This is a genomic window from Micromonospora palythoicola, assembly GCF_036689795.1.
Lineage (GTDB): Bacteria > Actinomycetota > Actinomycetes > Mycobacteriales > Micromonosporaceae > Micromonospora > Micromonospora palythoicola.
Genome location: NZ_JBAGKI010000085.1, coordinates 1 through 23,111, shown reverse-complemented (window position 1 = coordinate 23,111; position 23,111 = coordinate 1). Strand labels below are relative to the sequence as shown.

The 23,111-nt window shown below is 71.6% G+C and carries 21 protein-coding genes; 9 read left to right on the top strand and 12 right to left on the bottom strand.

What is annotated here, in order from left to right; all coding sequences use genetic code 11:
- Positions 1–239 precede the first annotated feature (239 nt).
- Positions 240–3,095, top strand: coding sequence for an aconitate hydratase (locus V5O40_RS25325; protein ID WP_332907791.1), 2,856 nt, complete (start codon positions 240–242; stop codon positions 3,093–3,095).
- Positions 3,096–3,156: 61 nt separating this feature from the next.
- Here V5O40_RS25325 and V5O40_RS25320 read toward each other — a convergent pair whose 3' ends face one another.
- The 3 genes from V5O40_RS25320 to V5O40_RS25310 form a co-directional block, all read right to left on the bottom strand.
- The gene (locus V5O40_RS25320) at positions 3,157–3,750 is read right to left on the bottom strand and encodes a GTP-binding protein (RefSeq protein WP_332907790.1); all 594 of its coding nucleotides are present in this window, start codon (positions 3,748–3,750) and stop codon (positions 3,157–3,159) included.
- A 5-nt stretch (positions 3,751–3,755) separates the two neighbouring features.
- Complete coding sequence (locus V5O40_RS25315; RefSeq protein WP_332907789.1) at positions 3,756–4,178, bottom strand: roadblock/LC7 domain-containing protein; 423 nt, start codon at positions 4,176–4,178, stop codon at positions 3,756–3,758.
- Positions 4,179–4,264: 86 nt separating this feature from the next.
- Entirely contained in the window at positions 4,265–6,676 is a 2,412-nt protein-coding gene (locus V5O40_RS25310) for a sensor histidine kinase (RefSeq protein ID WP_332907788.1), read from the bottom strand.
- A gap of 409 nt (positions 6,677–7,085) precedes the next feature.
- On the opposite strand from V5O40_RS25310, the gene V5O40_RS25305 reads away from it, so the two are divergent.
- Entirely contained in the window at positions 7,086–7,334 is a 249-nt protein-coding gene (locus V5O40_RS25305) for a DUF2630 family protein (RefSeq protein WP_164448267.1), read from the top strand.
- Positions 7,335–7,463: 129 nt separating this feature from the next.
- Here V5O40_RS25305 and V5O40_RS25300 read toward each other — a convergent pair whose 3' ends face one another.
- Both V5O40_RS25300 and V5O40_RS25295 read right to left on the bottom strand, forming a co-directional pair.
- A complete protein-coding gene (locus V5O40_RS25300) occupies positions 7,464–8,396 on the bottom strand; it encodes a serine protein kinase RIO (RefSeq protein ID WP_332907787.1) in 933 nt (310 codons plus the stop codon).
- A gap of 155 nt (positions 8,397–8,551) precedes the next feature.
- A complete protein-coding gene (locus tag V5O40_RS25295) occupies positions 8,552–9,196 on the bottom strand; it encodes an HAD family hydrolase (RefSeq protein WP_332907786.1) in 645 nt (214 codons plus the stop codon).
- Between the two features lie 151 nt (positions 9,197–9,347).
- Between V5O40_RS25295 and V5O40_RS25290 the strand changes: the two genes are divergently transcribed.
- The 6 genes from V5O40_RS25290 to mug all read left to right on the top strand — a co-directional run bounded on the left by V5O40_RS25290 (position 9,348) and on the right by mug (position 13,745).
- The gene (locus tag V5O40_RS25290; RefSeq protein WP_093401424.1) at positions 9,348–9,920 is read left to right on the top strand and encodes a TetR/AcrR family transcriptional regulator; all 573 of its coding nucleotides are present in this window, start codon (positions 9,348–9,350) and stop codon (positions 9,918–9,920) included.
- A gap of 103 nt (positions 9,921–10,023) precedes the next feature.
- Complete coding sequence (locus V5O40_RS25285; protein WP_332907785.1) at positions 10,024–10,944, top strand: TIGR04222 domain-containing membrane protein; 921 nt, start codon at positions 10,024–10,026, stop codon at positions 10,942–10,944.
- Positions 10,941–11,759, top strand: a complete 819-nt coding sequence (locus tag V5O40_RS25280) for a DUF692 domain-containing protein (protein WP_332907784.1) — start codon at positions 10,941–10,943, stop codon at positions 11,757–11,759. Before V5O40_RS25285 ends, V5O40_RS25280 begins: the two co-directional genes overlap by 4 nt.
- On the top strand, positions 11,756–12,241 hold the full coding sequence (locus V5O40_RS25275; protein ID WP_332907783.1) for a hypothetical protein: 486 nt from the start codon (positions 11,756–11,758) through the stop codon (positions 12,239–12,241). The genes V5O40_RS25280 and V5O40_RS25275 overlap by 4 nt, the downstream gene beginning before the upstream one ends.
- A gap of 65 nt (positions 12,242–12,306) precedes the next feature.
- On the top strand, positions 12,307–13,068 hold the full coding sequence (locus V5O40_RS25270; protein ID WP_332907782.1) for an SDR family oxidoreductase: 762 nt from the start codon (positions 12,307–12,309) through the stop codon (positions 13,066–13,068).
- Positions 13,069–13,223: 155 nt separating this feature from the next.
- Positions 13,224–13,745, top strand: coding sequence for a G/U mismatch-specific DNA glycosylase (mug, locus tag V5O40_RS25265; protein WP_332907793.1), 522 nt, complete (start codon positions 13,224–13,226; stop codon positions 13,743–13,745).
- Positions 13,746–13,766: 21 nt separating this feature from the next.
- Here the strand turns inward: mug and V5O40_RS25260 are convergent, their stop codons facing one another.
- The 4 genes from V5O40_RS25260 to V5O40_RS25245 all read right to left on the bottom strand — a co-directional run bounded on the left by V5O40_RS25260 (position 13,767) and on the right by V5O40_RS25245 (position 18,658).
- Positions 13,767–15,743 carry an ABC transporter ATP-binding protein gene (locus V5O40_RS25260; protein WP_332907792.1) on the bottom strand — a complete coding sequence of 659 codons (1,977 nt, stop codon included), beginning with the start codon at positions 15,741–15,743 and terminating at the stop codon, positions 13,767–13,769.
- Between the two features lie 110 nt (positions 15,744–15,853).
- Positions 15,854–16,621 carry an enoyl-CoA hydratase/isomerase family protein gene (locus tag V5O40_RS25255; RefSeq protein ID WP_332907781.1) on the bottom strand — a complete coding sequence of 256 codons (768 nt, stop codon included), beginning with the start codon at positions 16,619–16,621 and terminating at the stop codon, positions 15,854–15,856.
- Positions 16,622–16,679: 58 nt separating this feature from the next.
- Positions 16,680–16,907, bottom strand: coding sequence for a helix-turn-helix domain-containing protein (locus V5O40_RS25250; protein WP_007072022.1), 228 nt, complete (start codon positions 16,905–16,907; stop codon positions 16,680–16,682).
- 146 nt (positions 16,908–17,053) lie between these two features.
- Complete coding sequence (locus tag V5O40_RS25245; RefSeq protein ID WP_269742512.1) at positions 17,054–18,658, bottom strand: ABC-F family ATP-binding cassette domain-containing protein; 1,605 nt, start codon at positions 18,656–18,658, stop codon at positions 17,054–17,056.
- Positions 18,659–18,890: 232 nt separating this feature from the next.
- Between V5O40_RS25245 and ypfJ the strand changes: the two genes are divergently transcribed.
- The gene (gene ypfJ, locus V5O40_RS25240; protein ID WP_332907780.1) at positions 18,891–19,802 is read left to right on the top strand and encodes a KPN_02809 family neutral zinc metallopeptidase; all 912 of its coding nucleotides are present in this window, start codon (positions 18,891–18,893) and stop codon (positions 19,800–19,802) included.
- 52 nt (positions 19,803–19,854) lie between these two features.
- Here ypfJ and V5O40_RS25235 read toward each other — a convergent pair whose 3' ends face one another.
- The 3 genes from V5O40_RS25235 to V5O40_RS25225 all read right to left on the bottom strand — a co-directional run bounded on the left by V5O40_RS25235 (position 19,855) and on the right by V5O40_RS25225 (position 22,702).
- Positions 19,855–20,517: an acVLRF1 family peptidyl-tRNA hydrolase gene (locus tag V5O40_RS25235; protein WP_332907779.1), complete on the bottom strand. Its 663-nt coding sequence runs from the start codon at positions 20,515–20,517 to the stop codon at positions 19,855–19,857.
- Positions 20,518–20,547: 30 nt separating this feature from the next.
- Positions 20,548–21,243, bottom strand: coding sequence for a LysE/ArgO family amino acid transporter (locus tag V5O40_RS25230; protein ID WP_332907778.1), 696 nt, complete (start codon positions 21,241–21,243; stop codon positions 20,548–20,550).
- A gap of 532 nt (positions 21,244–21,775) precedes the next feature.
- A complete protein-coding gene (locus tag V5O40_RS25225) occupies positions 21,776–22,702 on the bottom strand; it encodes a class I SAM-dependent methyltransferase (protein WP_332907777.1) in 927 nt (308 codons plus the stop codon).
- Between the last annotated feature and the right edge of the window lie 409 nt (positions 22,703–23,111).

The following is a 23,111-nucleotide window of genomic DNA, read 5'->3' as shown; positions in this document are numbered from 1 at the left end:
AGAGGACAACATCGGGGATGTTGCCGTGTCACGCCACGGTCAGCCAGCAACATCCCCGATGTTGCCGCCTCCGGTCGCCAACCGTCCGGGTCCCGTCCACCCAGTGACACCGGGTTGCACGAATAGCAAGACGGACGTACGGTTTTGTTGATGGCGGGAATCGGCGGTAAGTGTTGCCTAAGCACGGCGGCGCTCCGGCCGGTGCGAAAGACTGCTCAGGACTACTCACGGTCGCTGGTGTGAAGGAGTACGACGTGGCGAGCCTCGACACCTTCGGTGCGAAGACCCAGCTACGCGTCGGAGACGCGAGCTACGAGATTTTCAAGATCAGTAAGGTGGAGGGCCAGGAACGGCTCCCCTACAGCCTGAAGATCCTGCTGGAGAACCTGCTGCGGACCGAGGACGGCGCGAACATCACCGCCGAGCACATCCGTCAGCTCGGTGCGTGGGACCCGACCGCGGACCCGAACGTCGAGATCCAGTTCACCCCGGCCCGGGTGCTGATGCAGGACTTCACCGGCGTACCCTGCGTGGTCGACCTGGCCACCATGCGTGAGGCCGTCCGCGAGCTGGGTGGTGACCCGACCAAGGTGAACCCGCTCGCCCCCGCCGAGCTGGTCATCGACCACTCGGTCATCGCCGACCTGTTCGGCCGCGAGGACGCCTTCGAGCGCAACGTCGAGCTGGAGTACGCGCGCAACAAGGAGCGCTACCAGTTCCTGCGCTGGGGCCAGAGCGCGTTCAACGAGTTCAAGGTGGTCCCGCCGGGCACCGGCATCGTGCACCAGGTCAACATCGAGTACCTGGCGCGCACGGTGATGGAGCGCAACGGCCAGGCGTACCCGGACACTGTCGTCGGCACCGACTCGCACACCACGATGGTCAACGGCCTGGGCGTGCTGGGCTGGGGCGTCGGCGGCATCGAGGCCGAGGCCGCCATGCTCGGCCAGCCGGTCAGCATGCTGATCCCGCGGGTCGTCGGTTTCAAGCTCTCCGGCGAGATGCCGGCCGGCACCACCGCCACCGACCTGGTGCTGACCATCACCGAGATGCTGCGCAAGCACGGCGTGGTCGGCAAGTTCGTCGAGTTCTACGGCCCCGGCGTGGGCGCGGTGCCGCTGGCCAACCGGGCCACCATCGGCAACATGTCCCCGGAGTACGGCTCCACCGTGGCGATCTTCCCGATCGACGCCGAGACCGTCCGCTACCTGGAGCTGACCGGCCGTGACCCGCAGCAGGTCGCCCTGGTCGAGGCGTACGCCAAGGAGCAGGGCCTCTGGCACGACCCGGACCACGAGCCGGTCTACTCCGAGCAGCTGGAACTCGACCTGGGCACCATCGAGCCCTCTCTCGCCGGACCGAAGCGCCCGCAGGACCGGGTGCCGCTCGGCAACGCCAAGACCCTGTTCCGCTCGGCGCTCACCGACTACGTGTCCGCCGACGAGACCGGCGGCGACCCGGGCCGCAAGCCGGGCGTCCCGCAGCAGGAGCAGCCGTACGGCGTGACCGGCCACGCCGACGAGGCCAGCGCCGAGTCCTTCCCGGCCAGCGACTCCCCGGCCAACGGCATCGACGACCCGGCCGACGCGCCCCGCGACCTGGTGAACGCCGCCGTGGGTTCGGGCGGCCGGGCCAGCAACCCGATCCGGGTCACCGGCGCCGACGGCACCGAGTTCGAGCTGGACCACGGCGCCGTGGTGATCGCCGCGATCACCTCCTGCACCAACACCTCCAACCCGCAGGTGATGATCGGTGCGGCGCTGCTCGCCCGCAACGCCGTCGACAAGGGCCTGAACCGCAAGCCGTGGGTGAAGACCACCCTCGCGCCCGGCTCCAAGGTCGTGATGGACTACTACGAGCGGGCCGGTCTGACGCCGTACCTGGAGAAGCTCGGCTTCCACCTGGTCGGCTACGGCTGCACCACCTGCATCGGCAACTCCGGCCCGCTGCCGGAGGAGATCTCCGCCGCGGTGAACGAGGCCGACCTCGCGGTCGTCTCGGTGCTCTCCGGCAACCGCAACTTCGAAGGCCGGATCAACCCGGACGTGAAGATGAACTACCTGGCGTCCCCGCCGCTGGTGGTGGCGTACGCCCTGGCCGGGACGATGGACATCGACCTGGCCAACGAGCCGCTCGGTGAGGACAGCGAGGGCAACCCGGTCTTCCTGCGCGACATCTGGCCGAGCACCGCCGAGATCCAGGACGTGATCGCCTCCGCGATCGGCGCCACCGGCTTCAGCTCCGCGTACGCCGACGTCTTCGCCGGTGACGAGCGCTGGCAGTCGCTGCCGACCCCGACCGGGGACACGTTCGCCTGGGACGGCGACTCCACCTACGTCCGCAAGCCTCCGTACTTCGAGGGCATGCGGCCACAGCCGGAGCCGGTGACCGACATCGCCGGTGCCCGGGTGCTGGCCAAGCTCGGCGACTCGGTGACCACCGACCACATCTCGCCGGCCGGTTCCATCAAGGCCGACTCCCCCGCCGGGCAGTACCTCGCCGAGCACGGCGTGCCCCGCCACGAGTTCAACTCCTACGGTTCCCGCCGGGGCAACCACGAGGTGATGATCCGGGGCACCTTCGCCAACATCCGGCTGCGTAACCAGCTGGTCCCCGGGGTGGAGGGCGGCTTCACCGTCAACCACCTGAGCGGCGAGCAGACGTCGATCTACGACGCCTCCATGGCGTACCAGGAGGCGGGCGTGCCGCTGGTCATCCTGGCCGGCAAGGAGTACGGATCCGGCTCGTCGCGGGACTGGGCGGCCAAGGGCACCATGCTGCTCGGGGTGCAGGCCGTCATCGCCGAGTCCTACGAGCGGATCCACCGCTCCAACCTGATCGGCATGGGCGTGCTGCCGTTGCAGTTCCCCGCCGGGGAGAACGCCGAGTCGCTGGGGCTGACCGGCACCGAGACGTTCTCCATCTCCGGGGTCACCGCCCTCAACGACGGCGACACCCCGCGCACGGTGAAGGTCACCACCGACGCTGGGGTGGAGTTCGACGCGGTGGTGCGGATCGACACCCCGGGTGAGGCGGACTACTACCGGCACGGCGGCATCCTGCAGTACGTGCTGCGCCGGATGATCGCCAGCTGACCGCGATGCCATGAGGGCTCCCACCCCGACGGGGTGGGAGCCCTCGGTGCTGCGGGTTCCGTCAGTCGGCGCGACGGGTCGCCCGGATCTTCATGGCGTGCTCCACGAGCATGATGAGCACCTCCTTGACCGACTCCCGCTGCCGGGCGTCGCAGAGCAGCACCGGCACCTCGGGGTCGAGGTTCAGCGCCGCCTGCACCTCGTCCAGCCGATACCGGCGGGCCCCCTCGAAGCAGTTGACCGCGACGAGGAACGGTGTTCCCCGACCCTCGAAGTAGTCGATGGAGGGGAAGCAGTCGGCCAGCCGACGAGTGTCGGCCAGCACCACCGCGCCGATCGCCCCGAGGGCCAACTCGTCCCAGACGAACCAGAACCGGTCCTGACCCGGGGTGCCGAACAGGTACAGCACCAGGTCGTCGCTGATGGTGATCCGGCCGAAGTCCATCGCGACGGTGGTGGTCCGCTTCGTCTCGACGCCTTCCAGGTCGTCGATGCCCACACCGGATTCGGTCAGCACCTCCTCGGTCCGCAGCGGACGCGTCTCACTCACCGCACCGACCAGGGTGGTCTTACCCGCCCCGAACCCGCCGGCGATCAGGATCTTGATCGCGGTGGGCAGCGTGGCCGCGTCCGCCGAATCTCCCTGCACGGTCATCCGGGTTACTGCTCCCCGCCGGTCTGCTCGGCTGCGCGGGGCGGCGACGCGACGTACTTGCCGACCCGCGTGACCAGCATGGCCATCTCGTACGCGATCAGACCGACGTCGGCGTCCGCACTGGCGAGCACCGCCAGGCAGGCGTTGCGGCCGGCGGCTGTGACGAACAGGAACGACGACTGCATCTCGATGATCGTCTGCTGCACCTGTCCGCCACCGAACCGCTTGCCGGCGCCACGGGCCAGGCTCTGGATGCCGGCCGCCATCGCCGCCAGATGCTCGCCGTCGTCGCGGCCGAGCCCCTGCGAGGAGGCCATCAGCAGACCGTCGGCGGACAACGCGACCGCGTGCTCGGCCTGTTTGACCCGGCCAACCAGATCGTCCAGCAACCACGTCAGGTCGGCACTCGAAGCCGTCTTCTGCCCCACTTCGTCGTCCCTCTTCTCCTCCGGCTCATCACCGGCTCACTTGGGCCTGACCGTTCTCCCCGGGCTCACCGGGCAGCGCACCTCGGTCAGGTCTCCTGTTGATCGGCGTCGTCGGACTCATCGTCGGGTCCGGGCCGACCGCCAGCACCGAGCAGCCGGGCGGCGTCGGAGCGTCCCCGCCGGGTGCCGGTCTGGTACGAACTCATCATGCGCCGAACCTGCTCCGGCTCCCGGATCATGTCGTCGCCCTCCGCCACCGCCTCGGACTCGGCCCGCAACGCCGGTGCCAGGCTCGCCTGCCGTACCCGGACCGGCAGGCCCGACTCGGTGCGGGTCAGCCCGATCCCGCTGACCGTGAGGTGGCCCGGCTCGGCCGGCTGACCGGCGGGGCCGGCACCGGCACCCGGCCCGGGATTCGCCGACCGGCGCGGCTGCCAGGGCGAGCCGTCGACGGACGCGGTGGTGACCGGCAGTCCGGTCGGGACGGTCGGTTCGTCCAACGCCGCGGAGTGCTCCGGACGGCCCGCCGTGGAGTGCGCCGGACGGCCCCGGGATCCGGTCGACAGTTCGGCTCCGTCGGCATCGGTCGCCGAGGCATTCCCCGGCACGCTCGGCTCGCTCTCGTCCCCGATGATCAGGTCGCTCGGGATCAACACCACGGCGGTCGTCCCGCCGTACGCCGACTCCCTGAGCCGGACCCGCACGCCGTGCCGGGTGGCCAACCGGCTCACCACGTGGAGACCCAGCCGGGACGCGTCGCCGCGGGTCAGCTCACCACCGTCTCCGATCCGGTGGTTGGCGGCGGCGCGGTCCGCCTCGGTCATGCCCGGACCGCGGTCCTCGATCTCGACGGCGAAGCCGTTGGCGACCGGTTGACCACGGACCTCGACGCTGGTGTGCGGCGGCGAGAAGGTGACTGCGTTCTCGATCAGCTCGGCGAGCAGGTGGATGACCGCACCGACGGCCGGCCCGGCCAGCGAGACGTCGGCGATCTCGCGCACCGTGACCCGGGGGTAGTCCTCGACCTCACCGACCGCGCCCCGGACCACGTCCACCATCGGGACGCCGCGGCGCCAGGCCCGGCCGGGGGTGGCGCCGCCGAGGGTGATCAGGTTCTCCGTGTGGCGCCGCACCCGGGTGGCCAGATGGTCGACGCGGAACAGGTCTTCCAGTTCCTCGGCGTCGTGCTCGCGCCGCTCCATCGCGTCGAGCAGGGTGAGCTGGTGGTGCACCAGGGCCTGGGTACGCCGGGCCAGGCCCAGGAACACCTCGCCTGCGGCCCGGCGCAGTTCGGCCTGCTCGACGGCGGTGCGGACGGCGGTCTGCCGCACCACGTCCAAGGCCTGACCGACCTGGCCGATCTCGTCGTCGCCGAGGCGCAGCGGCGGTGCCTCGTCGGCGATGTCCACCTGCTCACCGCGGCCGAGCCGCTCGGCGACGCGCGGCAACCGTTCGTCGGCGAACTGGAGCGCCGCGTCGCGCAGTCGGTGCCACCGCCGCGTCCGATCCCGTGCCGTGGTGATCGAGACGACCACGGCGGTGATGACCACGAGCAGGCCGAGACCCGCGGCGAGAACCAGCCGGACGATGACGCCGATCGCGACCGGGGTGGCGTTCCTGACCACGTCGTCCCCGCCGGCCAGCACCACGTCACCGATCTCGATCAGGGCCGCAGCCGTGACATTCGACCAGTCCGAGGTCGAGAACGGTGGTCGGGAGGTGCCGGTGCCGTTCATGATCCGGGTTTCCAGATCGGCCAGCCGCCGGAAGCTCGTCCCGGTGACCAACTGTTCGTAGCGTCGCTGGTCGGCGTCGGGCAACCGGGCGACCGCCTGGTCGGCGAGGAACTGGCGGGCACCGACGATCCGGGTGAACTCGGCCCGCTCGCCCGGGGTGATCCGGCCGGCGGCGAGCACGCCGGCCAGCAGGGCGTCCTCCTGGGACAGCAGTTCCCGGGCCTGGTTGAGCCGGATCAGTTGGGTGGTGTCGTCGGCGATCCGGTCGTCGTCGACATTGCCGAGTTCGCCGTACACCTCGTAGAACGACCCGATCAGCTCGGTGAACGCCGCCCCGGTGACGCCGCGGCCGATGTTGCGCCCGTCGACGGCGGTACGCGTGTCGGGTAACGCGGCGAGTTGCCGCTTCGACTCGGCGACGCGATCGTGCAGCGCGTCGCTGCCGAGCAGGCCGACCTGCCAGTTGTCGCTCGACTCGACGTACTCGGCGGCCAACTGGTCGGTGCGCGCGCGCAACCGGGTCAGCTCGTCCAACGTCATCTCGTTCGGCCGTCCGAGGTAGACCAGCGAGGTACGCCGTTCCAGTTGCAACTGCAGCAGCAGCGGCTCGGTGGGGTCGAAGACCCGCACGTCGAGCGCCCGCATACCGAGCAGGTCGACTCCATCGCGGACGGTGACCCAGGCAGTGAAGCCCCACAGCGCCACAAGCGCGGCCAGCAGGGCCACCACCTTGGTACGCAGACTCCTACTGCGGGAACCCATTACACCGTCCCTGGCCCTGAGCTAGTTGACCGGTCAGTCAGGAGTGAGGCACACAGCACACCGACCCCGGCGCAACCTAACAACGTCACCGGATCAACTCAAGCGCTCGTGATCATGCCGTGGTCGACCTGGTGCGGTGTCCCGGAACGTTCACCGGAGCGCGCCGGGCAACCGGCGCCGCCGCCCGTATGATGAGCTGCGTCGCGCGGGCGCCGAGGCCACTCGGTCCGCCCGTCGGGGACCGGGTGATCTACGTCATGTCCGTCCGATCCGACGCGGACCGCGCGGGCCGAGACAACTGGCCACGGCCCGTCGCGCCGGTCGCTCGCCGGCACCGGTGGGCCCGTCCGTGGGATTCGCCGACGGGAATGCGGGCCGTGGCCGGTCCCGCTGTGCCAGGCTCAGGGACATGGACGACAAGACCATCCTGAGCCGGATCTCGGATCTGGTCGACGAGGAGCACCGGCTGCGCGCACAGGCGCAGGAACACGAGACGGGCACCGACGACGAGGCCCGCACCCGGCTGCGCGAGCTGGAGGAATCCCTCGACCAGTGCTGGGACCTGCTGCGCCGCCGCCGCGCCGCTCGGCAGGCCCACGGCGATCCCGAGGCCCAGGGCGCCCGCCCCGTGTCCGAGGTCGAACGGTATCTGCAGTGAGCTGCGCGCACCCGCACCTCGCCGTCCGGCCGACCGCCCGGTCGGCGGTGACCGCGCGGTCCAGCTCGGTCGGGCCCAGGTAGCCGCGACGGGCTCCGGGCGGCGGTGACCACCCGGAGCCCGCCGGAGTCAGGCCAGACCGGCCTCGCGGCACAGCACCTCGGTCAGCACCGTCGGGTCCACGAGATCCGCCGGCAGGCCCCGGGCGGCGAACCAGGTGGCGACGATGCGGACGTCGCGGGCGAGGAACTCCCGCCCCTGCGGGTTCACCACGACGTCGACCACCTGCGGCAGGTCGATCAGCGTCAACCGTCCCGCGTGCACCAGCAGGTTGTACGGCGACAGGTCACCGTGCGCGTAGCCGGCCCGGGCCAGGACGACAAGCGCGTCGACCAACTGCCCCCACAGGCTACGCAGTTCGGCCGGCGACGGACGCAGCTCGGCCAGCCGGGGTGCGGCCGTCCCCTCGTCGGAGTCGCCGAGGAACTCCAGCATCAGCTCGGTGCCGCGCAGCTGTACCGGGTACGGCACGGTGACGGTGCCGTAGCGCTCACCGATCTCCCAGAGCCGGCTGAGGGCGGCGAACTCCGCCGCCGCCCACTGCCCGGCGATCATCTGCCGGCCGAAGGCGGTCCGACCGGTCATCGCCCGCATCTCACGCGAGCGGCGCACCCGGCGCCCTTCGAGGTACCCGGCGTCCCGGTGGAACAGCCGGTGCCGAGGATCCCGGTAGCGTTTCGCCGCCAGCAGGCAGAAGCGGTCGGTGCCGGGAAGGCCCCGGCGCACCAGGTGGACGTCGGCCTCCTTGCCGGTCTTGAGCACACCTAGTTCGGTGTCCTTCGCGGCCAGCTCGGTGACCAGCCAGTGCGGGTGCGGTTGCGGGCCGTGCACCGCGTCGTCCCAGGAGGACCAGGTCTCGTCGGTCTCCGGGTCAGGCTCGTCGGGGTCGGTCGGAGCGGGGCCGGTCGGTCGGCCGCGCTTCAGGAAGTGCGGTTCGTCGTCGTCGAAGCGGCGGCGGCCGCGGGTCCGGCGCTCGGGCGCCGGGAAGTCGTGATCGCGCATGGTGCGGGTGATCCCTTGGTCGAGTTGTCAGGAGGCAGGAAGTGACCTGCGAAGACGGCCATGACCGACCTCCTTCCCTCGTCCGGGCGCCCGCCCGGGTCGCACGATGCGCGGACCATGCTCGTCGGCGGTACCCGCCTGGTCAACCGAATTAGTCAGGCACCCATGATCTCGGCGATGGCGGCGATCACGGTGTCCACCGTCGCGGTGGGCGCGAAGCGGGCGTCGGTCCAGGGACGTCCCCGGTGCAGCCAGATGCTGGGCAGGCCGACGGCGGTGGCTCCGCCGATGTCCGCCTCCGGACCGTCCCCGACCACCCAGGCGCCGCGCAGCGGCATTCTGGCCCGCTGCGCGGCCAGCGCGAAGATGCGGGGGTTGGGCTTGCTGACCCCGGCCTCCTCGGAGATCACCCAGTCGGCGATGTACCGGTCCAACCCGGTGCGGCGGATCTTGGTGTCCTGCTGCCGAACCGCGCCGTTGGTCACCACGACCGGCATCCAGCCGGCGTCGTCGGCGATCCGCAGGGCACACGCCACCAGCGGATCCAGCCGGGTGAACTCGACGACCCCGTCGTGCAGTTCCTCCACCAGGTCGATGGAGGGGATCCGCAACCGGTAGCGGTCCCGGATCGCGTCCGCCACGTCCCAGCGGTCCGTCAACCCGTCGGCGTCGATGGACAGCAGCCACTCGATGTCGTGCGCTGGCGCTCCGATGCCGTCGAGGAAGCGCTGCGCCCAGGTGCGGAACGGCCCGGCCCGATCGAGCAGGGTGTTGTCCAGGTCCAGCAGGAGCAGCGGCACTCGGGCACCTTACGGGAATCGGGTGCCTCGCCGACAGGGCGGAAGGTTACGCGGTGGTGTCGGTGGGGAACGGTCGCCGTCCGCGGCCCACCAGGGAACCAAGCCGTACGTACGGTTTGCGCCAGCCGGGGGGAGCTGACACGATCGACACGTGCCCAGAGTAAGCCAGGACCAGCTCGACGCCCGCCGACAGGAGATCCTCGCCGCCGCGCGAGCCTGCTTCGCCCGGCACGGCTACGAGGGCGCGACCGTACGTCGGCTGGAGGAGGCCACCGGCCTCTCCCGCGGCGCCATCTTCCACCACTTCCGGGACAAGGACTCGCTCTTCCTGGCCGTCGCCGAGGACGACGCCGCCACGATGGTGGAGACCGTGGCCCGCAACGGACTGGTCCAGGTGATGCGTGACCTGCTCGCCCGGGCGGTCTCCCCGGACACCACCGGATGGTTGGGCAGCCAACTGGAGGTGTCGCGACGGCTGCGTACCGACCCCACCTTCGCCACCCGGTGGGCGCAGCGGTCGGCCGCCATCGCCGAGGCCACCCGGGACCGGCTGGCCCGTCAACGTGAGGCCGGCGTGCTCCGCGAGGACATCCCGATCGACGTGCTGGCCCGATTCCTCGAACTCGCCTACGACGGCCTGGTGCTCCACCTGGCCATGGGCCGACCCGCCGGTGACCTGGGCGCGGTTCTCGACCTGGTCGAGGAAGCGGTACGCCGACGCTGACCTCGGCAGGTAACGAGAAGATAACTCGACCGTCCGGGCAGCCGGAGGCTGGCGTCGCCGCTCCACAATGAAGCCGCGTTCCCTCGCGTGACAGGAGCAGGCCATGACGGGTTTCGCGTCCGAGTTCGACACCTGGGGAGTTCCCGGTCCCACCTTCATCACGCTCTACCTGCTGGCCACGGTGATCGCCGTCGCCGCCGTGCTGATCCGCCGCCGGGGGCTGCTGGCCGGGCATGCCGCTCCGCCGGCCAACCAGCTGAGCCCACAGCAGGTCGCCTACCTCAACGGGGGCGACGACCTCGCCGTCTGGACCTCGCTGGGCACGCTGCGCAGCCAGGGCGCGATCGGCGTCCACCCGGACCACCGACTGACCGCCGACGGTCCGCTGCCACCCGCCGCCACCCAACTCGACCGGGCCATCCACCACGCCGCGACGCAGCGCACCCTGGCCCGGGACCTGCGGCGCACCGAGTGGGTCGAGCGGGCCCTCACCGAGCTGCGCGACGGGCTCGACCAACGCGGTCTGGCGATCGGCCCGGACCGGCGGGCGGCCCTGCGCCACGGTCCGTTGCTGCTGGTCGCGCTGCTGGCGCTCGGTGTCGCCCGGATCGTCGCCGGGCTCGCCAATCATCGTCCGGTCTGGTACCTGGTGCTCACCGTCCTCGCGCTCGGCGCGCTGACCACCGTGCTGCTCGTCCGGGTGCCCCGCCGGACCCGAGCGGCCGAGACCGCGCTACGCACCCTGCGCCAGCGCAACCGACACCTCGCGCCCGCCTCGAACCCGGCGTACGCCACCTACGGAGCAGCGGGGGCGGCCATGGCGGTGGCTCTCTACGGCACCGCGTCGCTCTGGGCCCTCGATCCGACGTTCGCCCAGCAGGCCGAGATCCAGCGCCAGGCGGTGGCCGGTGGCGCGACGTCCACCGGAGGGTGCGGCGGCGGCAGCACCGCGGGCGCCGGGTGCGGCAGCAGCAGCTGCGGTGGCGGCGGTGGGGGCTGCGGTGGCGGCGGGTGCGGCGGATGAACCTTCCGCACGGCGTCGGCATCGGCTGGCGGCCGGAGATCTCGGGGTTCGTCGCCGAACTGCCCGGCCTGCGCTTCGTCGAGGTGGTCGCCGAATCGGTACCGGCCGCCGGACCGCCACCGGACGCCCTTGTCGAACTGCGCGACCGGGGCGTCACGGTCGTACCGCACGGCGTGCGGCTCTCCCTCGGCGGCGCGGAACCGGTCGACCCGGCCCGGGTGGACCACCTGGCGGCCGTCGCGCAGCAGCTGGCGGCTCCCCTGGTCAGCGAGCACATCGCCTTCGTCCGGGCCGGCGGGCTGGAGGCGGGCCACCTGCTGCCGCTGCCCCGCACCCACGAGGCGGTCGACGCGATCTGCGCCAACATCGTCCGCGCCCAGGCGGAACTGCCGGTGCCGATCGCGCTGGAGCCGATCGCCGCCCTGTTCGACTGGCCGGACGACGAACTCGACGAGGCGGCGTTCCTCACCGAGATCCTGGACCGCACCTCGGCGCTGCTGCTGCTCGACATCGCCAACGTGTACGCCAACGCCCGCAACCGGGGCACCGACCCGCTGGCACTACTGGACCGGCTGCCGCTGGAACGGGTGGCGTACCTGCACGTCGCGGGCGGCGCCGAGCGCGGCGGCTTGTACCACGACACGCACACCGACCCGATCGGGCGGGAGGTGCTGGAACTGCTCGGCGAGCTGTGCGCCCGACACCGTCCGCCAGCGGCCCTGCTCGAACGCGACGGGCACTACCCACCGGCGGCCGAGCTACGCACCGAACTCGACGCCGTGGCCACCGCCTGCGGCTTCCCGGCGGTGACGTGACACCGGCCGGCGTACCCGACGATCCGGCCGCCCGGGCGGTCGGATCGCTGGCCTCGCGGCAGGCGGAACTGGTCGCGGCCCTGGTGGCCGGCGGTGCGCCGCCGGCCGGCTTCGCACCCGGGCCGCTGGCCGCCACCCGGGCCGCCCTGCTGCGCAAGCGGGCCGGCGAGGTCGCCCGGCACTGGCCACTGCTCGCCGCCGGGCTCGGCCCGGCCTGGCCGACGGTGTTCACCGAGTGGGCGGCCGGCCGACCCACCGGCGGCGGACTACGCGACGGCTGGGACCTGGCCCGCGCGCTGCACGCCCGCACCGCCCTGCCGGCGCTGGGCGCGGAGGAACTGGCCGTCCGGGAGGCGGAATTCCGCTACGACGGGCACCGGGCACCGCGTCGCCGCCGGTCCCCCGCCCTCGGGCGGGTCGGCGGCGCGCTCGCCGTCCAGGTCGCCGGTCGGGTACGCCTGCTACGCCCGGCCCGCCCCTGAACCCGACCCACGACCCGGGGAACACCCCTGTTTCCCGTCGGGCGGGCTGGGGCAGGATCGTCGGCATGGATCTCGGACTGACCGATCGGGTGTACGTGCTCACCGGCGCCTCCCGTGGGCTCGGGTACGCCACCGCACAGTGCCTGGTGAACGACGGCGCCCGGGTGGTGCTCTGCGCCCGGCACGCCGAAGCGGTGGAGGCCGCCGTGACCGGCCTCGGCGGGCCCGACCGGGCCGTCGGCATCACCGCCGACCTGGCGGACCCGGCGACACCCGAACGCCTGCTGACCGCCGCACAGGACCAGTTCGGCCGCGTCGACGGCGCTCTGGTCTCCGTCGGCGGACCGCCCGCCGGCAGCGCCGCGTCGGTCGCCGACGACCAGTGGCGGCAGTCCTTCGAGACCGTCTTCCTCGGCAGCGTCCGGATGGTACGGACGGTCGCCGCGGCACTGCCCGACGGCGGCGCCATCGCGTTGGTGCTCTCCACCTCGGCGCGCGGCCCGGTGCCCGGGCTGGGCATCTCCAACGGCCTGCGGCCCGGCCTGGCCGGCGTCGCCAAGGACGTCGCCGACGAGTACGGCCCCCGCGGCGTACGGGTGGTCGGACTGCTGCCGGGGCGGCTGCTGACCGACCGCAACCGGGACCTCTTCGCCGCCACCGGCGACCCCGAACGGGCCCGGGCCGAGGCGGAGGCCGCCATCCCGCTGCGCCGCATCGGTGACCCGGCTGAGTTCGGTCGGGTCGCCGCCTTCGTGCTCTCCCCCGCGGCCAGCTACCTCACCGGCGTCACCGTTCCGGTCGACGGCGGCGCGCTGCGCGGCCTGTGACCGCCGGCCAGCCGCCCCGCCCCCACCGGCGGGACGCCCACAGCAGGTCGGCGAACCCGCCGCGGCCGGAACCCGCCGTCCACGGCAGGTCGACCAATCCGTCCCGGCCGGAGCCCGGGAAGCCACGGCCGTACCCGCGCCCGAGCCGGGAGGAACTGGCCGCAGCGGCCGACAGGACCATCCCGGACCTCATCGCCGTCGGGCTGGACGTGCTGTTCGTCGGGATCAACCCCGGGCTCTGGTCGGCGGCGACCGGGTGGCACTTCGCCCGCCCCGGCAACCGGTTCTGGCCGGCGCTGCACCGAGGCGGGTTCACCCCCCGCCTGCTGCACCCCAGCGAGCAGGACGAACTGCCGGCGCTCGGCCTCGGCATCACCAACATGGTGGCCCGGGCCAGCGCTCGCGCCGACGAGCTGACCGCCGCCGAACTTGTCGACGGCGCCCGGCAGCTCACCGACAAGGTGGCCCGGTACCGGCCGCGCTGGGTCGCGGTGGTCGGGGTGACGGCGTACCGGATCGGCTTCGCCCGACCGAAGGCGGGGTTCGGGCCGCAACCGGAGCAGTTGGCCGACGCCCGGCTGTGGGTGCTGCCCAACCCCAGTGGCCTGAACGCCCACTTCACCCCGCAGACCCTCGGTGCCGCCTTCGCCGAACTCCACGCGGCCGCTCTCGAGTGAGCGGCGGATGGACCAGCGGCCTCAGTTGGCGGCGGCGGGTGGCATGGCCTCGTCGGCGATGTACTCCCGGGTGGGAATGACCACCGGTTCCGGACCGGTGGCGTCGGCGTACGGACTCGGCGAATCGGCCACCGCGAACTGGGTGCGGTACAGCTCCGCGTAGAGACCGCCGACCGCGACCAGTTCGTCGTGGCGGCCCCGCTCGACGATGCGGCCGTCGTCGAGGACCAGGATCTGGTCAGCGTCCCGGACGGTGGACAGGCGGTGGGCGATCACCAGGGCGGTACGCCCGGTCAACGCCACCGACAGCGCGCGCTGCACCGCCGCCTCACTCTCCGAGTCGAGGTGGGCGGTGGCCTCGTCGAGGATCACGATCGACGGTGCCTTGAGCAGCAGCCGGGCAATGGCGATGCGCTGCTTCTCGCCACCGGAGAAGCGGTATCCGCGCTCGCCGACGGTGGTGTCGAGCCCGTCCGGCAGCGACCTGACCAGGTCGGCGACCTGCGCCCCGGCCAGCGCCGCCCACAGCTCGTCATCGGTGGCGTCCGGCTTCGCGTAGCGCAGATTCTCCGCGATGGTCTCGTGGAACAGGTGCGAATCCTGGGTTACCACGCCGATCTCGTCGCGCAGCGAGTCGAGCCGGGCATCGCGGACATCGACCCCGCCGACGAGCACCTGCCCGTCGGTGACGTCGTAGATGCGGGAGATCAGCATGGACAGCGTGGACTTGCCCGCTCCGGAGGGCCCGACCAGCGCCACCATCTGCCCCGGCTCGACGCTGAACGACACGCCCTTGAGCACCGGTTCGTTGACCGTACGGTCCAGCGCGGCGACCTCCTCCAACGACGCTAGCGAGATCTCCGCGGCGCTCGGGTAGCGGAACCGGACGTCCCGGAACTCGACGGTCCCCGCGTCCTGGGGGATCCGCACCGCGTCGGGCCGTTCCTTGATGCCCGGTTGCAGGTCGAGCACTTCGAAGACCCGGTCGAACGAGACGAGCGCGCTCATCACGTCCACCCGGACGTTGCTCAGCGCGGTGAGCGGACCGTAGAGGCGGGTGAGCAGCAACGCGAGGGTCACCACGGTGCCGGCGCTGACCTGGCCGCTGACCGCGAGCCAGCCGCCGAGGCCGTAGGTCAGGGCCTGCGCCAGCGAGGCCACCAGCAGCATGGCCACGAAGAAGGTCCGCGAGTACATCGCGGAGGTGATGCCGATGTCGCGGACCCGTTCGGCGCGGGCGGCGAAGCGGGCCGCCTCGGCGTCGGGTCGACCGAAGAGCTTCACCAGCAACGCGCCGGCCACCCCGAACCGCTCGGTCATCGTCGCGTTCATCTTGGCGTCGAGGTTGTACGACTCGCGGGTGATCTCGGCCAGCCGCCGGCCCACCCGGCGCGCCGGAATGATGAACACCGGCAGCAGGACCAGTGAGAGCGCCGTGATCTGCCAGGAGAGAGTCAGCATCACCACGGCGGTGAGAACCAGCTGGATCACGTTGCTGACCACGCCCGACAACGTCGAGGTGAACGCCCGCTGGGCCCCCATCACGTCGTTGTTGAGCCGGCTGACCAGCGCACCGGTCTGCGTCCGGGTGAAGAACTGCAGCGGCATCCGCTGCACGTGGTCGTAGACGCGGGTACGCAGGTCGAGGATGATGCCCTCACCGATGCGGGCCGAATACCACCGTTGGGCCAGCGACAGGAGAGCATCGGCGACCGCGAGCGCGGCGATGAACAGGGCCAGCCGGATCACCAGCGCCCCGGCCTCGGCGCCACCCCGGGTGATCGCGTCGATCACGTCGCCGGCCAGCAGCGGGGTCGCCACCCCGATCACCGCGGCGACGATCACGGTGAGCAGGAAGACGACGATGTCGCGCCGGTAGGGGTGGGCGAAGGCGACGATCCGACGGGCGACACCGCGCTTGAGTCGATGCGCGGAAATGTCGTCCTGGCTGCGCATCGAGCGGAGCATGCTCCAACCGCCCATGCCGCCAGCGGCCATGTGGTTGGACACGCTCACCTCCGGGTCAGGACGTCGTACACCGTCGGGTCAATTCTCCCGACGCCTACGACAACCACGCGAGTAACCCGGATCTTCCCGAACGGTCCTTACTATTCGCCTCGTCCGGCAAGATCCCGCAGTCGGCGCGTCTGCGCCTCCCGCTCGGCGCGCTGCTGCTCGCCATGGGTACGCCCGGCGGCGCCGGTGAGCAACGCCTTGATCTCGACGACGGCGTCCCGGCTGGGGGCGAGCAGCCCAGCGGTCAGGTCGCGCACCGCGTCGTCCAACTCGGCGGCGGGAACCACGAGCGTGGCCAGCCCGATCCGGTCCGCCTCGGCGGCGTCCATCCGCCGTCCGGTGGTGCAGATCTCCAGCGCGCGGGCGTAGCCGACCAACTCGACCAGGCGCTTGGTGCCGGCCAGGTCGGGCACCAGACCCAAGGTCACCTCGGCCATGGCGAACTTCGCATCATCGGCCAGCACCCGCAGGTCGCACGCGAGGGCGAGTTGGAAACCGGCACCGATGGCGTGCCCCTGGACGGCGGCGACCGAAATGACGTCCGGGCGGTGCAGCCAGGTGAATCCGCCCTGATATTCGGCGATCCGGTCGGCGCACTCCTGCTCCGACAGGGTGGTCAGCTCGGCGAAGGAGCCCGGCCCGGAGGCGCCGGCCACCGCCAGGTCGAGGCCGGCGGAGAAGGCCCGCCCCTCGCCGCGTACCACGACCACGCGCACGTCACCGGGAAGCTCCCGGGAGAATTCGCTCATCGCGCGCCACATCGCCGGCGTCTGGGCGTTGAGCACGTCGGGCCGGCACAGGGTGACCGTGGCGACCGGCCCGTCGCATTCCAGCCGGACCCCGGTCGCCTCGGCGGTCACCGGGCGGCCCGGGTCGCGGTGGTGGTGGCGGTGCTGCTGGACGACGCTGACGGGCGGGTCACGCCTTCTTGCGGCGCCGGGCGCCGCCGCGCTGCCGCAGCTGCACCCCGGACTCGGTGAGTACGCGGTGGATGAACCCGTACGATCGCCCGGTCGAGGCCGCGAGCGCCCGGATGCTCTCGCCTCCGGTGTACCGCTTGACGAGGTCCTTCGCGAGCGTCTGACGCTCGGCTCCGACGATCCGGCGACCCTTCTCAGTGCTGGTGGCTGTGCCAGTGGCTGCCATGCTGTGTCCTCACGTCCCAGACTGTGCGGTTCGGATACGGTCCCACCTATTAGACCGTCTCGAACGATCATGCGCCAGATATCAACTATTCGCCAACCGACACGCTATGCAGTGTCAGCTTCCCGATAGGTGATGGCGCCGTCGGCTCAGGCCAGCTCGACCAGTTCCAGCAGGTCGTCACTCCAGGCGTCCTCGTCGCCGTCGGGCAGCAGGATCGCCCGGTCCGGCTTGAGCGCGAGGACCGCGCCCGGGTCGTGCGTGACCAGCACGATCGCGCCCGGATAGCGGGCGATGGCGTCGAGCACCTGCTCCCGGCTCACCGGGTCCAGGTTGTTCGTCGGCTCGTCGAGCAGCAGCACGTTGGCACCGGAACAGACCAGGGTCGACAGCGCCAACCGGGTCTTCTCGCCACCGGAGAGCACCCCGGCGGGCTTGTCGACGTCCTCGCCGGAGAAGAGGAAGGCGCCGAGGATCTTCCGCAGCTCGGTGTCGGTCTGCTCGACCGCCGCCGCCCGCATGTTCTCCAGCACGGTCCGTTCCACGTCCAGCGTCTCGTGCTCCTGCGCGTAGTAGCCCAGTCGCAGACCGTGACCGGGGCGCACCTCGCCGGTGTCCGGCTCCAGCAGGCCGCCGAGCATCCGCAGCAGGGTGGTCTTGCCGGCGCCGTTGAGCCCGAGGATGGCCACCCGGGAGCCCCGGTCCACCGCCACACTCACGTCAGTGAAGATCTCCAACGAGCCGTACGACTTGGACAGGCCGGTCGCGGTCAGCGGCGTCTTGCCGCACGGCGCCGGTGCGGGGAACCGCACCTTCGCCACCTTGTCGGCGACGCGTACCTCCTCCAGGCCGGACATCAGCCGTTCCGCGCGACGGGCCATGTTCTGCGCGGCGACCGTCTTGGTGGCCTTGGCCCGCATCTTGTCGGCCTGGGCCATCAGCGCGCCGGCCTTCTTCTCGGCGTTGGCCCGCTCCCGGCGACGACGGCGCTCGTCGGTCTCGCGCGCCTCCAGGTACGCCTTCCAGCCCAGGTTGTAGACGTCGACCACGCTGCGGGTGGCGTCGAGGAACCACACCTTGTTGACCACCGATTCCAGCAGGTCACCGTCGTGGGAGATCACGATCAGGCCGCCCTTGTGGTTGGCGAGGAAACCCCGCAACCAGGTGATCGAGTCGGCGTCGAGGTGGTTGGTCGGCTCGTCCAGCAGCAGGATGCCGCCGCCGTTCTCGCCCGCGTCCCGGAACAGGATCCGGGCCAGCTCGATGCGGCGACGCTGACCGCCGGAAAGGGTGCCGATGGTCTGCGCCAGGGCCCGCTCGGGCAGCCCCAGGTTGGCGCAGATGCGGGCCGCCTCGGCCTCGGCCGCGTACCCGCCGAGCGCGGCGAACTGATCCTCCAGCGCGCCGTAGCGGCGCACCAGGCGCTCGTCGGCGTCCTCGGCGAGCCGCGCCTCCAGCTCCTTCATCCCGGCCATCAGCGCGTCCAGGCCGCGAGCGGAGAGCACCCGGTCCCGGCCGGTGACGTCCAGATCACCGGTACGCGGGTCCTGCGGCAGGTAGCCGACGGCGCTGCGCCGGTCGACCTGCCCGGCGTAGGGCTGGCCCTCCCCGGCGAGCACCTTCAGCGTGGTGGTCTTGCCGGCGCCGTTGCGCCCGACCAGGCCGATCCGGTCACCGGGCTGCACCCGCAGCGTGGTGTCGGACAGCAGGATCCGGGCGCCGGCGCGCAGTTCCAGGCCGGTGGCAGTGATCATTTCCAGGTACTCGCTCTCGAGATCCGAAGGGCTGACTCAGGGCACACGAAAGCGCCGGCGGATCCACCAGACCCGTCGGCGCGGGGCGTTCAGCCTTCGCAGCGCAGCACGGCACCAAGTGTACCGGGCCCGCCGCGGTACCCCACGCGGATTACCGAGCAAGATCGTCGGGTACCGGATCGCCGACCGGACCCGGTTCCGGCCCACGAGCCACTGACTGATCGGGGTCACCATGGAGCTGAACGAGAACGCACGGATCGACACCAGTCAGGTGGAGGATCGGCGAGGCAGCGGCGGAGGCGGCGGCGGGATGGGCATCCCCATCCCGATCGGCGGCGGGCGCGGCGGCATCGTCGGCATCGTCATCGCCGTACTGGTGGCCCTCGTCGGTGGCGGCTTCGGCCTGAACGCCATGACCGGCGGCGCGGAGCAGGGCGACAACACCGCGCTGGAGCAGCGCTGCGCCGCCGAGAACGCGCTGGAGCAGCTCGACTGCCGCAACACCCTCTACGTCAACTCGATCCAGGCGTACTGGCGCACCGCCCTGCCGCAGTCCCTCGGCGAGCAGTACCGGCCGACCCGCACCGTGTTCTTCAGCCAGGCCGTCAACACCGCCTGCGGCCAGGCCGACTCCGGGGTCGGCCCGTTCTACTGCCCCGCCGACTCGCTCGTCTACATCGACCTCTCCTTCTACGAGGTGCTCGCCACGCAACTGGGCGCCGAGGGCGAGTTCGCCCAGCCGTACGTGCTGGCCCACGAGTACGGCCACCACGTGCAGAACCTGCTCGGCACCAACGAGCAGGTGCGCCGCCAGCAGCAGCGCGACCCCGGCAACGCCAACGACCTGTCGGTACGCCTGGAGTTGCAGGCCGACTGCTACGCCGGAGCCTGGGCGAAGAACGCCACCGGCACGGCGGACGAGAGCGGCCAGAAGATCTTCACCAGCATCACCGAACGGGACATCGCCGAGGCCATCGACACCGCCGAGGCCATCGGCGACGACGCCATCTCGAAGCGGGCGGACCGGCCGGTCAACCCGGAGGAGTTCACCCACGGCTCGTCGGAGCAGCGCAAGCAGTGGTTCAACCGGGGCTACGACACCGGCGACCCGGCGTCCTGCGACACCTTCAGCGGCGCGGTCTGACGCAGTGTGACGCGGCGGGCCCGGTCACCGGTGGCGGGGCCCGCCTCCGCGCCTAACCGCTGGTCCCGGGCCGTGGTTCGCGGACCAGAACCCGGACGGCGCGGGCTGCGGCGACCGCGGCGACAAGCACCGCGTACCGGGGTTCGGGGACGTCCAGCAGGCGGTCGGCGCGCAGCGCGGCCAGTGGGGCGAGCCGACGGTCGGCCAGCACCGTGTCCACCGCGCGCCGGTCGCCGCCGGCGACCAGCGCGTCGAGCCGGTCGGCCGCCGGTAGCAGCAGGCGTACGGCGAGATCCGCCGCGTCGGCCAGCGCCGCCTTCGCCTGGTTGTCCCGGCGGCGGGCGAAACGCTGCTGCGACCAACCACCGGCGGCGGTACGTCCCTGCACGTAGCGGGTGTCCACCTTGTGCACGCTCAGTTGCGCACCGTCGGCGACACCCATCGCCACCGCTCCTTTGCGGGCCAGCAACAGTGCGATCCGCCGTGGCGTGCCGACCTCCCGGACGAAGGTCTCCAGATCCGCGGCGACCGGCGTTCCCGGAGGGGTGTGCAGTTCGGCGGTGGCACCGTCCGGAGCGGACAGCAGCAGGCCGTACCCGGGCGCGCTGACGGTGGGCGGGCCGTGCCGGTCGGCGAAGCCGGCGACCCAGCGGGCGACGCGGTCCGGATCGACCTCCACCCACCGGCCGCCCCCGGCGGCGGGTCGGCTGCTCATCACCCGACCGTACGGCACGGGCAGCCCGGGTCAGCCACCGAGGAGCATGCCGACGGCGAGCACGGTGATGATGGCGCTGGACAGCAGCGCGGTGACCAGCCGGCCACGATCGCTGGTGAGCACCCGCCCGATCAGGGAGCCACCCCCGGCGATCAGCAGCTGCCAGCTGGCCGAGGCGAGGAACACCCCGAGGGTGAAGACCACCGCGACGGCGGTGCCGGAGCCGCCCAGATCGGCCCGACCGAGCACCAGGGCCGTGAAGTAGACGATGGTGGCCGGGTTGAGCAGGGTCAGCGCGAGGATACCGACGAATGCCCGGGTCGGTGTGTCCAACCCGCGCCGTACCGATGCCGGACCGGCCTCGACTGACGCCGACCGGTCCGGACCACCCGTCGACACGGCGGCCGGGGCGGGCTTCGGGGGACGGCGTCGGCCGGGTACCCGCAGGGCGCGCCAGGCGCCGTGGGCGGCGAGGGCGAGCAGCACCGTGGCGCCGATCAGGCGCAGCGGCCCGGCGACCGGCGCCAGCCAACCCGCGACCACCGCGCCGCCGAGCGCCGCGACGCCGGCGTAGAGCCCGTCGGCGGTGGCCACCCCCAGTGCGGCGGCCGAACCGACCCGGAACGAGGTCCGGGCGGTGAGCCCGAGGATGAGCACGGCGATCGCCCCGACCGGGACGGCCACGCCGTAGCCGGCGACCAGACCGGCGAGGAACGCGCCGGTCACGATCGACGACGTGGCGAGAGACGGCCCGGCCCGAGCCGCTGTCGACGCGCGGCGGTGGCCACGGCGACAGGACACGGCTTCATCGGGTACGCCTCACTCACCGCGCCATCCTGCGGCGACCGGCCGCTGCGACGCCACGGATTTTCGACAGGTCGGCACGCGGTCTCCCGTCAGACCGTGGCCGAACGGGAACGCCGGCGTCGGGTCGACCGACGACACCCTTCCGGCGGTCGCTCAGGGCTCGCCACCGCGGCCCGGGGTGGACCGCCGCTCGCCCGGCACCCCTACCCCTGTCGAGGCTGTCGAGCTGAACCGTCGACGCCCTCAGACGTCCCCCGTCCGAGCCGAACGGCCACGTGGGTGAGGCTTTATCTCGACAACCTGGTCGCAGAATCCGACTGGTGATCACGTAGGGATCGGTCTGGGCGTGAGTTGAGTTGAGCGTAGTCGGGACCGTCTCGACGTCAGCGTCGACACGCTGCTGACCTGTCTGCTTGGGAGCAATTGACGAGAAACCCCAGGTCAGGGCCAGTTAGTTGGCAGCGGAAGAAGTGGCTGCCGCCGTGTTTGCGCTCGGCGCCAGCTGGAAGTGCCAGATGATTTGACTTGGTGTTCCGTCCCAGGCGGCCCCGGCTGCCGCCGGGACGATCCCCAGCAGCGACCAAGGCCACACGTCCCATGGCCCTGTCGCGATTTCCCCGGGCATGTCCTCGCTGGTGTCGCCGGACATCCGAGGCTCCTCGCAACGCCGTAGCTGCAGGCCCAACGGCAGGGCGACGTGGAGGTAGTCACTGGCCCGATGGCGGAACGCAGGCAGCAGCCCCGGATCACCTTCGGCAGAACGAATTCGTGGTACGGATCCTAATGCCACGAGCTCGTGATGCACGTCCGTGATCACCAGATGGCCGCCAGGACGCAGTACGCGGGCGAACTCGGTGATCGCCGGTCCGACGTCGGGAAGGTGGGTCAGCGCCAACGCACACACGATGACGTCGACGTGGTCGTCGGGTAGGGGAATCTGGTGCAGGTTGCCCTGCCGCAGTTCGGCGCTCGGAACACGAGTACGAGCGTAAGCCAGCATTTCCGGGGAGCTGTCGACGCCGATGACCCGGTGCCCTTGTTTGGCGAGGTACTCGGTGTATCTGCCGGTGCCGCAAGCTGCGTCCAAGGCGACGCCAGGTGGCAGGGAGCCGAGGATGTCCTGCACGATGGGTTCTTCAATGTCGAACAGCCCGTTACCTGGTTGATCGTAGGTCGCGGACCACACCTTGTAGCCGTTCACGGTGTTGACGTGCGCTGCGGTGACCCCGTCGCCGTTCAGCGATGGGCTGTCCAGAAGGCGCCGGACCTCGCTGATGCGCGCTCCGACGAACTCCCGGTCGTAGTCGCCGGCGAAGGCACGCAGCAACGCCACGCCCTCCAGCCCCAGTACGTAGGCGAGCGGGTGCTGGTATGCCATCGCGCGACCCTAGCGACGACATGCGGGCCGGGAACACCAATTTCTCGGCTCAGCGCTGCGACTGGCCCCGGTGTCAACGGTGGCGTTGTTCCGTTCGACCTCACGGCGGTGTGCATCCGTCCGGCGGTGTGGATCTGGTTCGCGGGAGCGCGTCGACCGTCGGGTCAAGCGGGGCCTGGGGTGATGCGTCTGCGCTCTCAGCTCGACAGCGCCGGGACCATCACCATCAACCTGGGTCGACCCACTGGCCGGTTCGCCGCGCGGCAACGACCACTCCGGGCGGTCCGACCGTGGTGGCACGGCGGCGGGCGGGTGAGTCACGTCGGGCGGGGGCCCCCGGGGGGGGCCGCCCCCCGGGCCACAGGCCCGGGGGGCAGGGACACCTTGGAAGCCCCGGCGGCGGGGGGGG

Excerpts from the sequence above, each read along its gene's own strand:
- V5O40_RS25320 (WP_332907790.1), bottom strand. The coding sequence starts at position 3,750 with ATGACCGTGCAGGGAGATTCGGCGGACGCGGCCACGCTGCCCACCGCG.
- V5O40_RS25280 (WP_332907784.1), top strand. The coding sequence starts at position 10,941 with ATGAACCTTCCGCACGGCGTCGGCATCGGCTGGCGGCCGGAGATCTCG.
- V5O40_RS25235 (WP_332907779.1), bottom strand. The coding sequence starts at position 20,517 with ATGAGCAGCCGACCCGCCGCCGGGGGCGGCCGGTGGGTGGAGGTCGAT.
- V5O40_RS25250 (WP_007072022.1), bottom strand. The coding sequence starts at position 16,907 with ATGGCAGCCACTGGCACAGCCACCAGCACTGAGAAGGGTCGCCGGATC.
- V5O40_RS25270 (WP_332907782.1), top strand. The coding sequence starts at position 12,307 with ATGGATCTCGGACTGACCGATCGGGTGTACGTGCTCACCGGCGCCTCC.
- V5O40_RS25310 (WP_332907788.1), bottom strand. The coding sequence starts at position 6,676 with ATGGGTTCCCGCAGTAGGAGTCTGCGTACCAAGGTGGTGGCCCTGCTG.
- V5O40_RS25285 (WP_332907785.1), top strand. The coding sequence starts at position 10,024 with ATGACGGGTTTCGCGTCCGAGTTCGACACCTGGGGAGTTCCCGGTCCC.
- V5O40_RS25305 (WP_164448267.1), top strand. The coding sequence starts at position 7,086 with ATGGACGACAAGACCATCCTGAGCCGGATCTCGGATCTGGTCGACGAG.
- V5O40_RS25300 (WP_332907787.1), bottom strand. The coding sequence starts at position 8,396 with ATGCGCGATCACGACTTCCCGGCGCCCGAGCGCCGGACCCGCGGCCGC.
- V5O40_RS25225 (WP_332907777.1), bottom strand. The coding sequence starts at position 22,702 with ATGGCATACCAGCACCCGCTCGCCTACGTACTGGGGCTGGAGGGCGTG.
- ypfJ (WP_332907780.1), top strand. The coding sequence starts at position 18,891 with ATGGAGCTGAACGAGAACGCACGGATCGACACCAGTCAGGTGGAGGAT.
- V5O40_RS25245 (WP_269742512.1), bottom strand. The coding sequence starts at position 18,658 with ATGATCACTGCCACCGGCCTGGAACTGCGCGCCGGCGCCCGGATCCTG.
- V5O40_RS25260 (WP_332907792.1), bottom strand. The coding sequence starts at position 15,743 with ATGGCCGCTGGCGGCATGGGCGGTTGGAGCATGCTCCGCTCGATGCGC.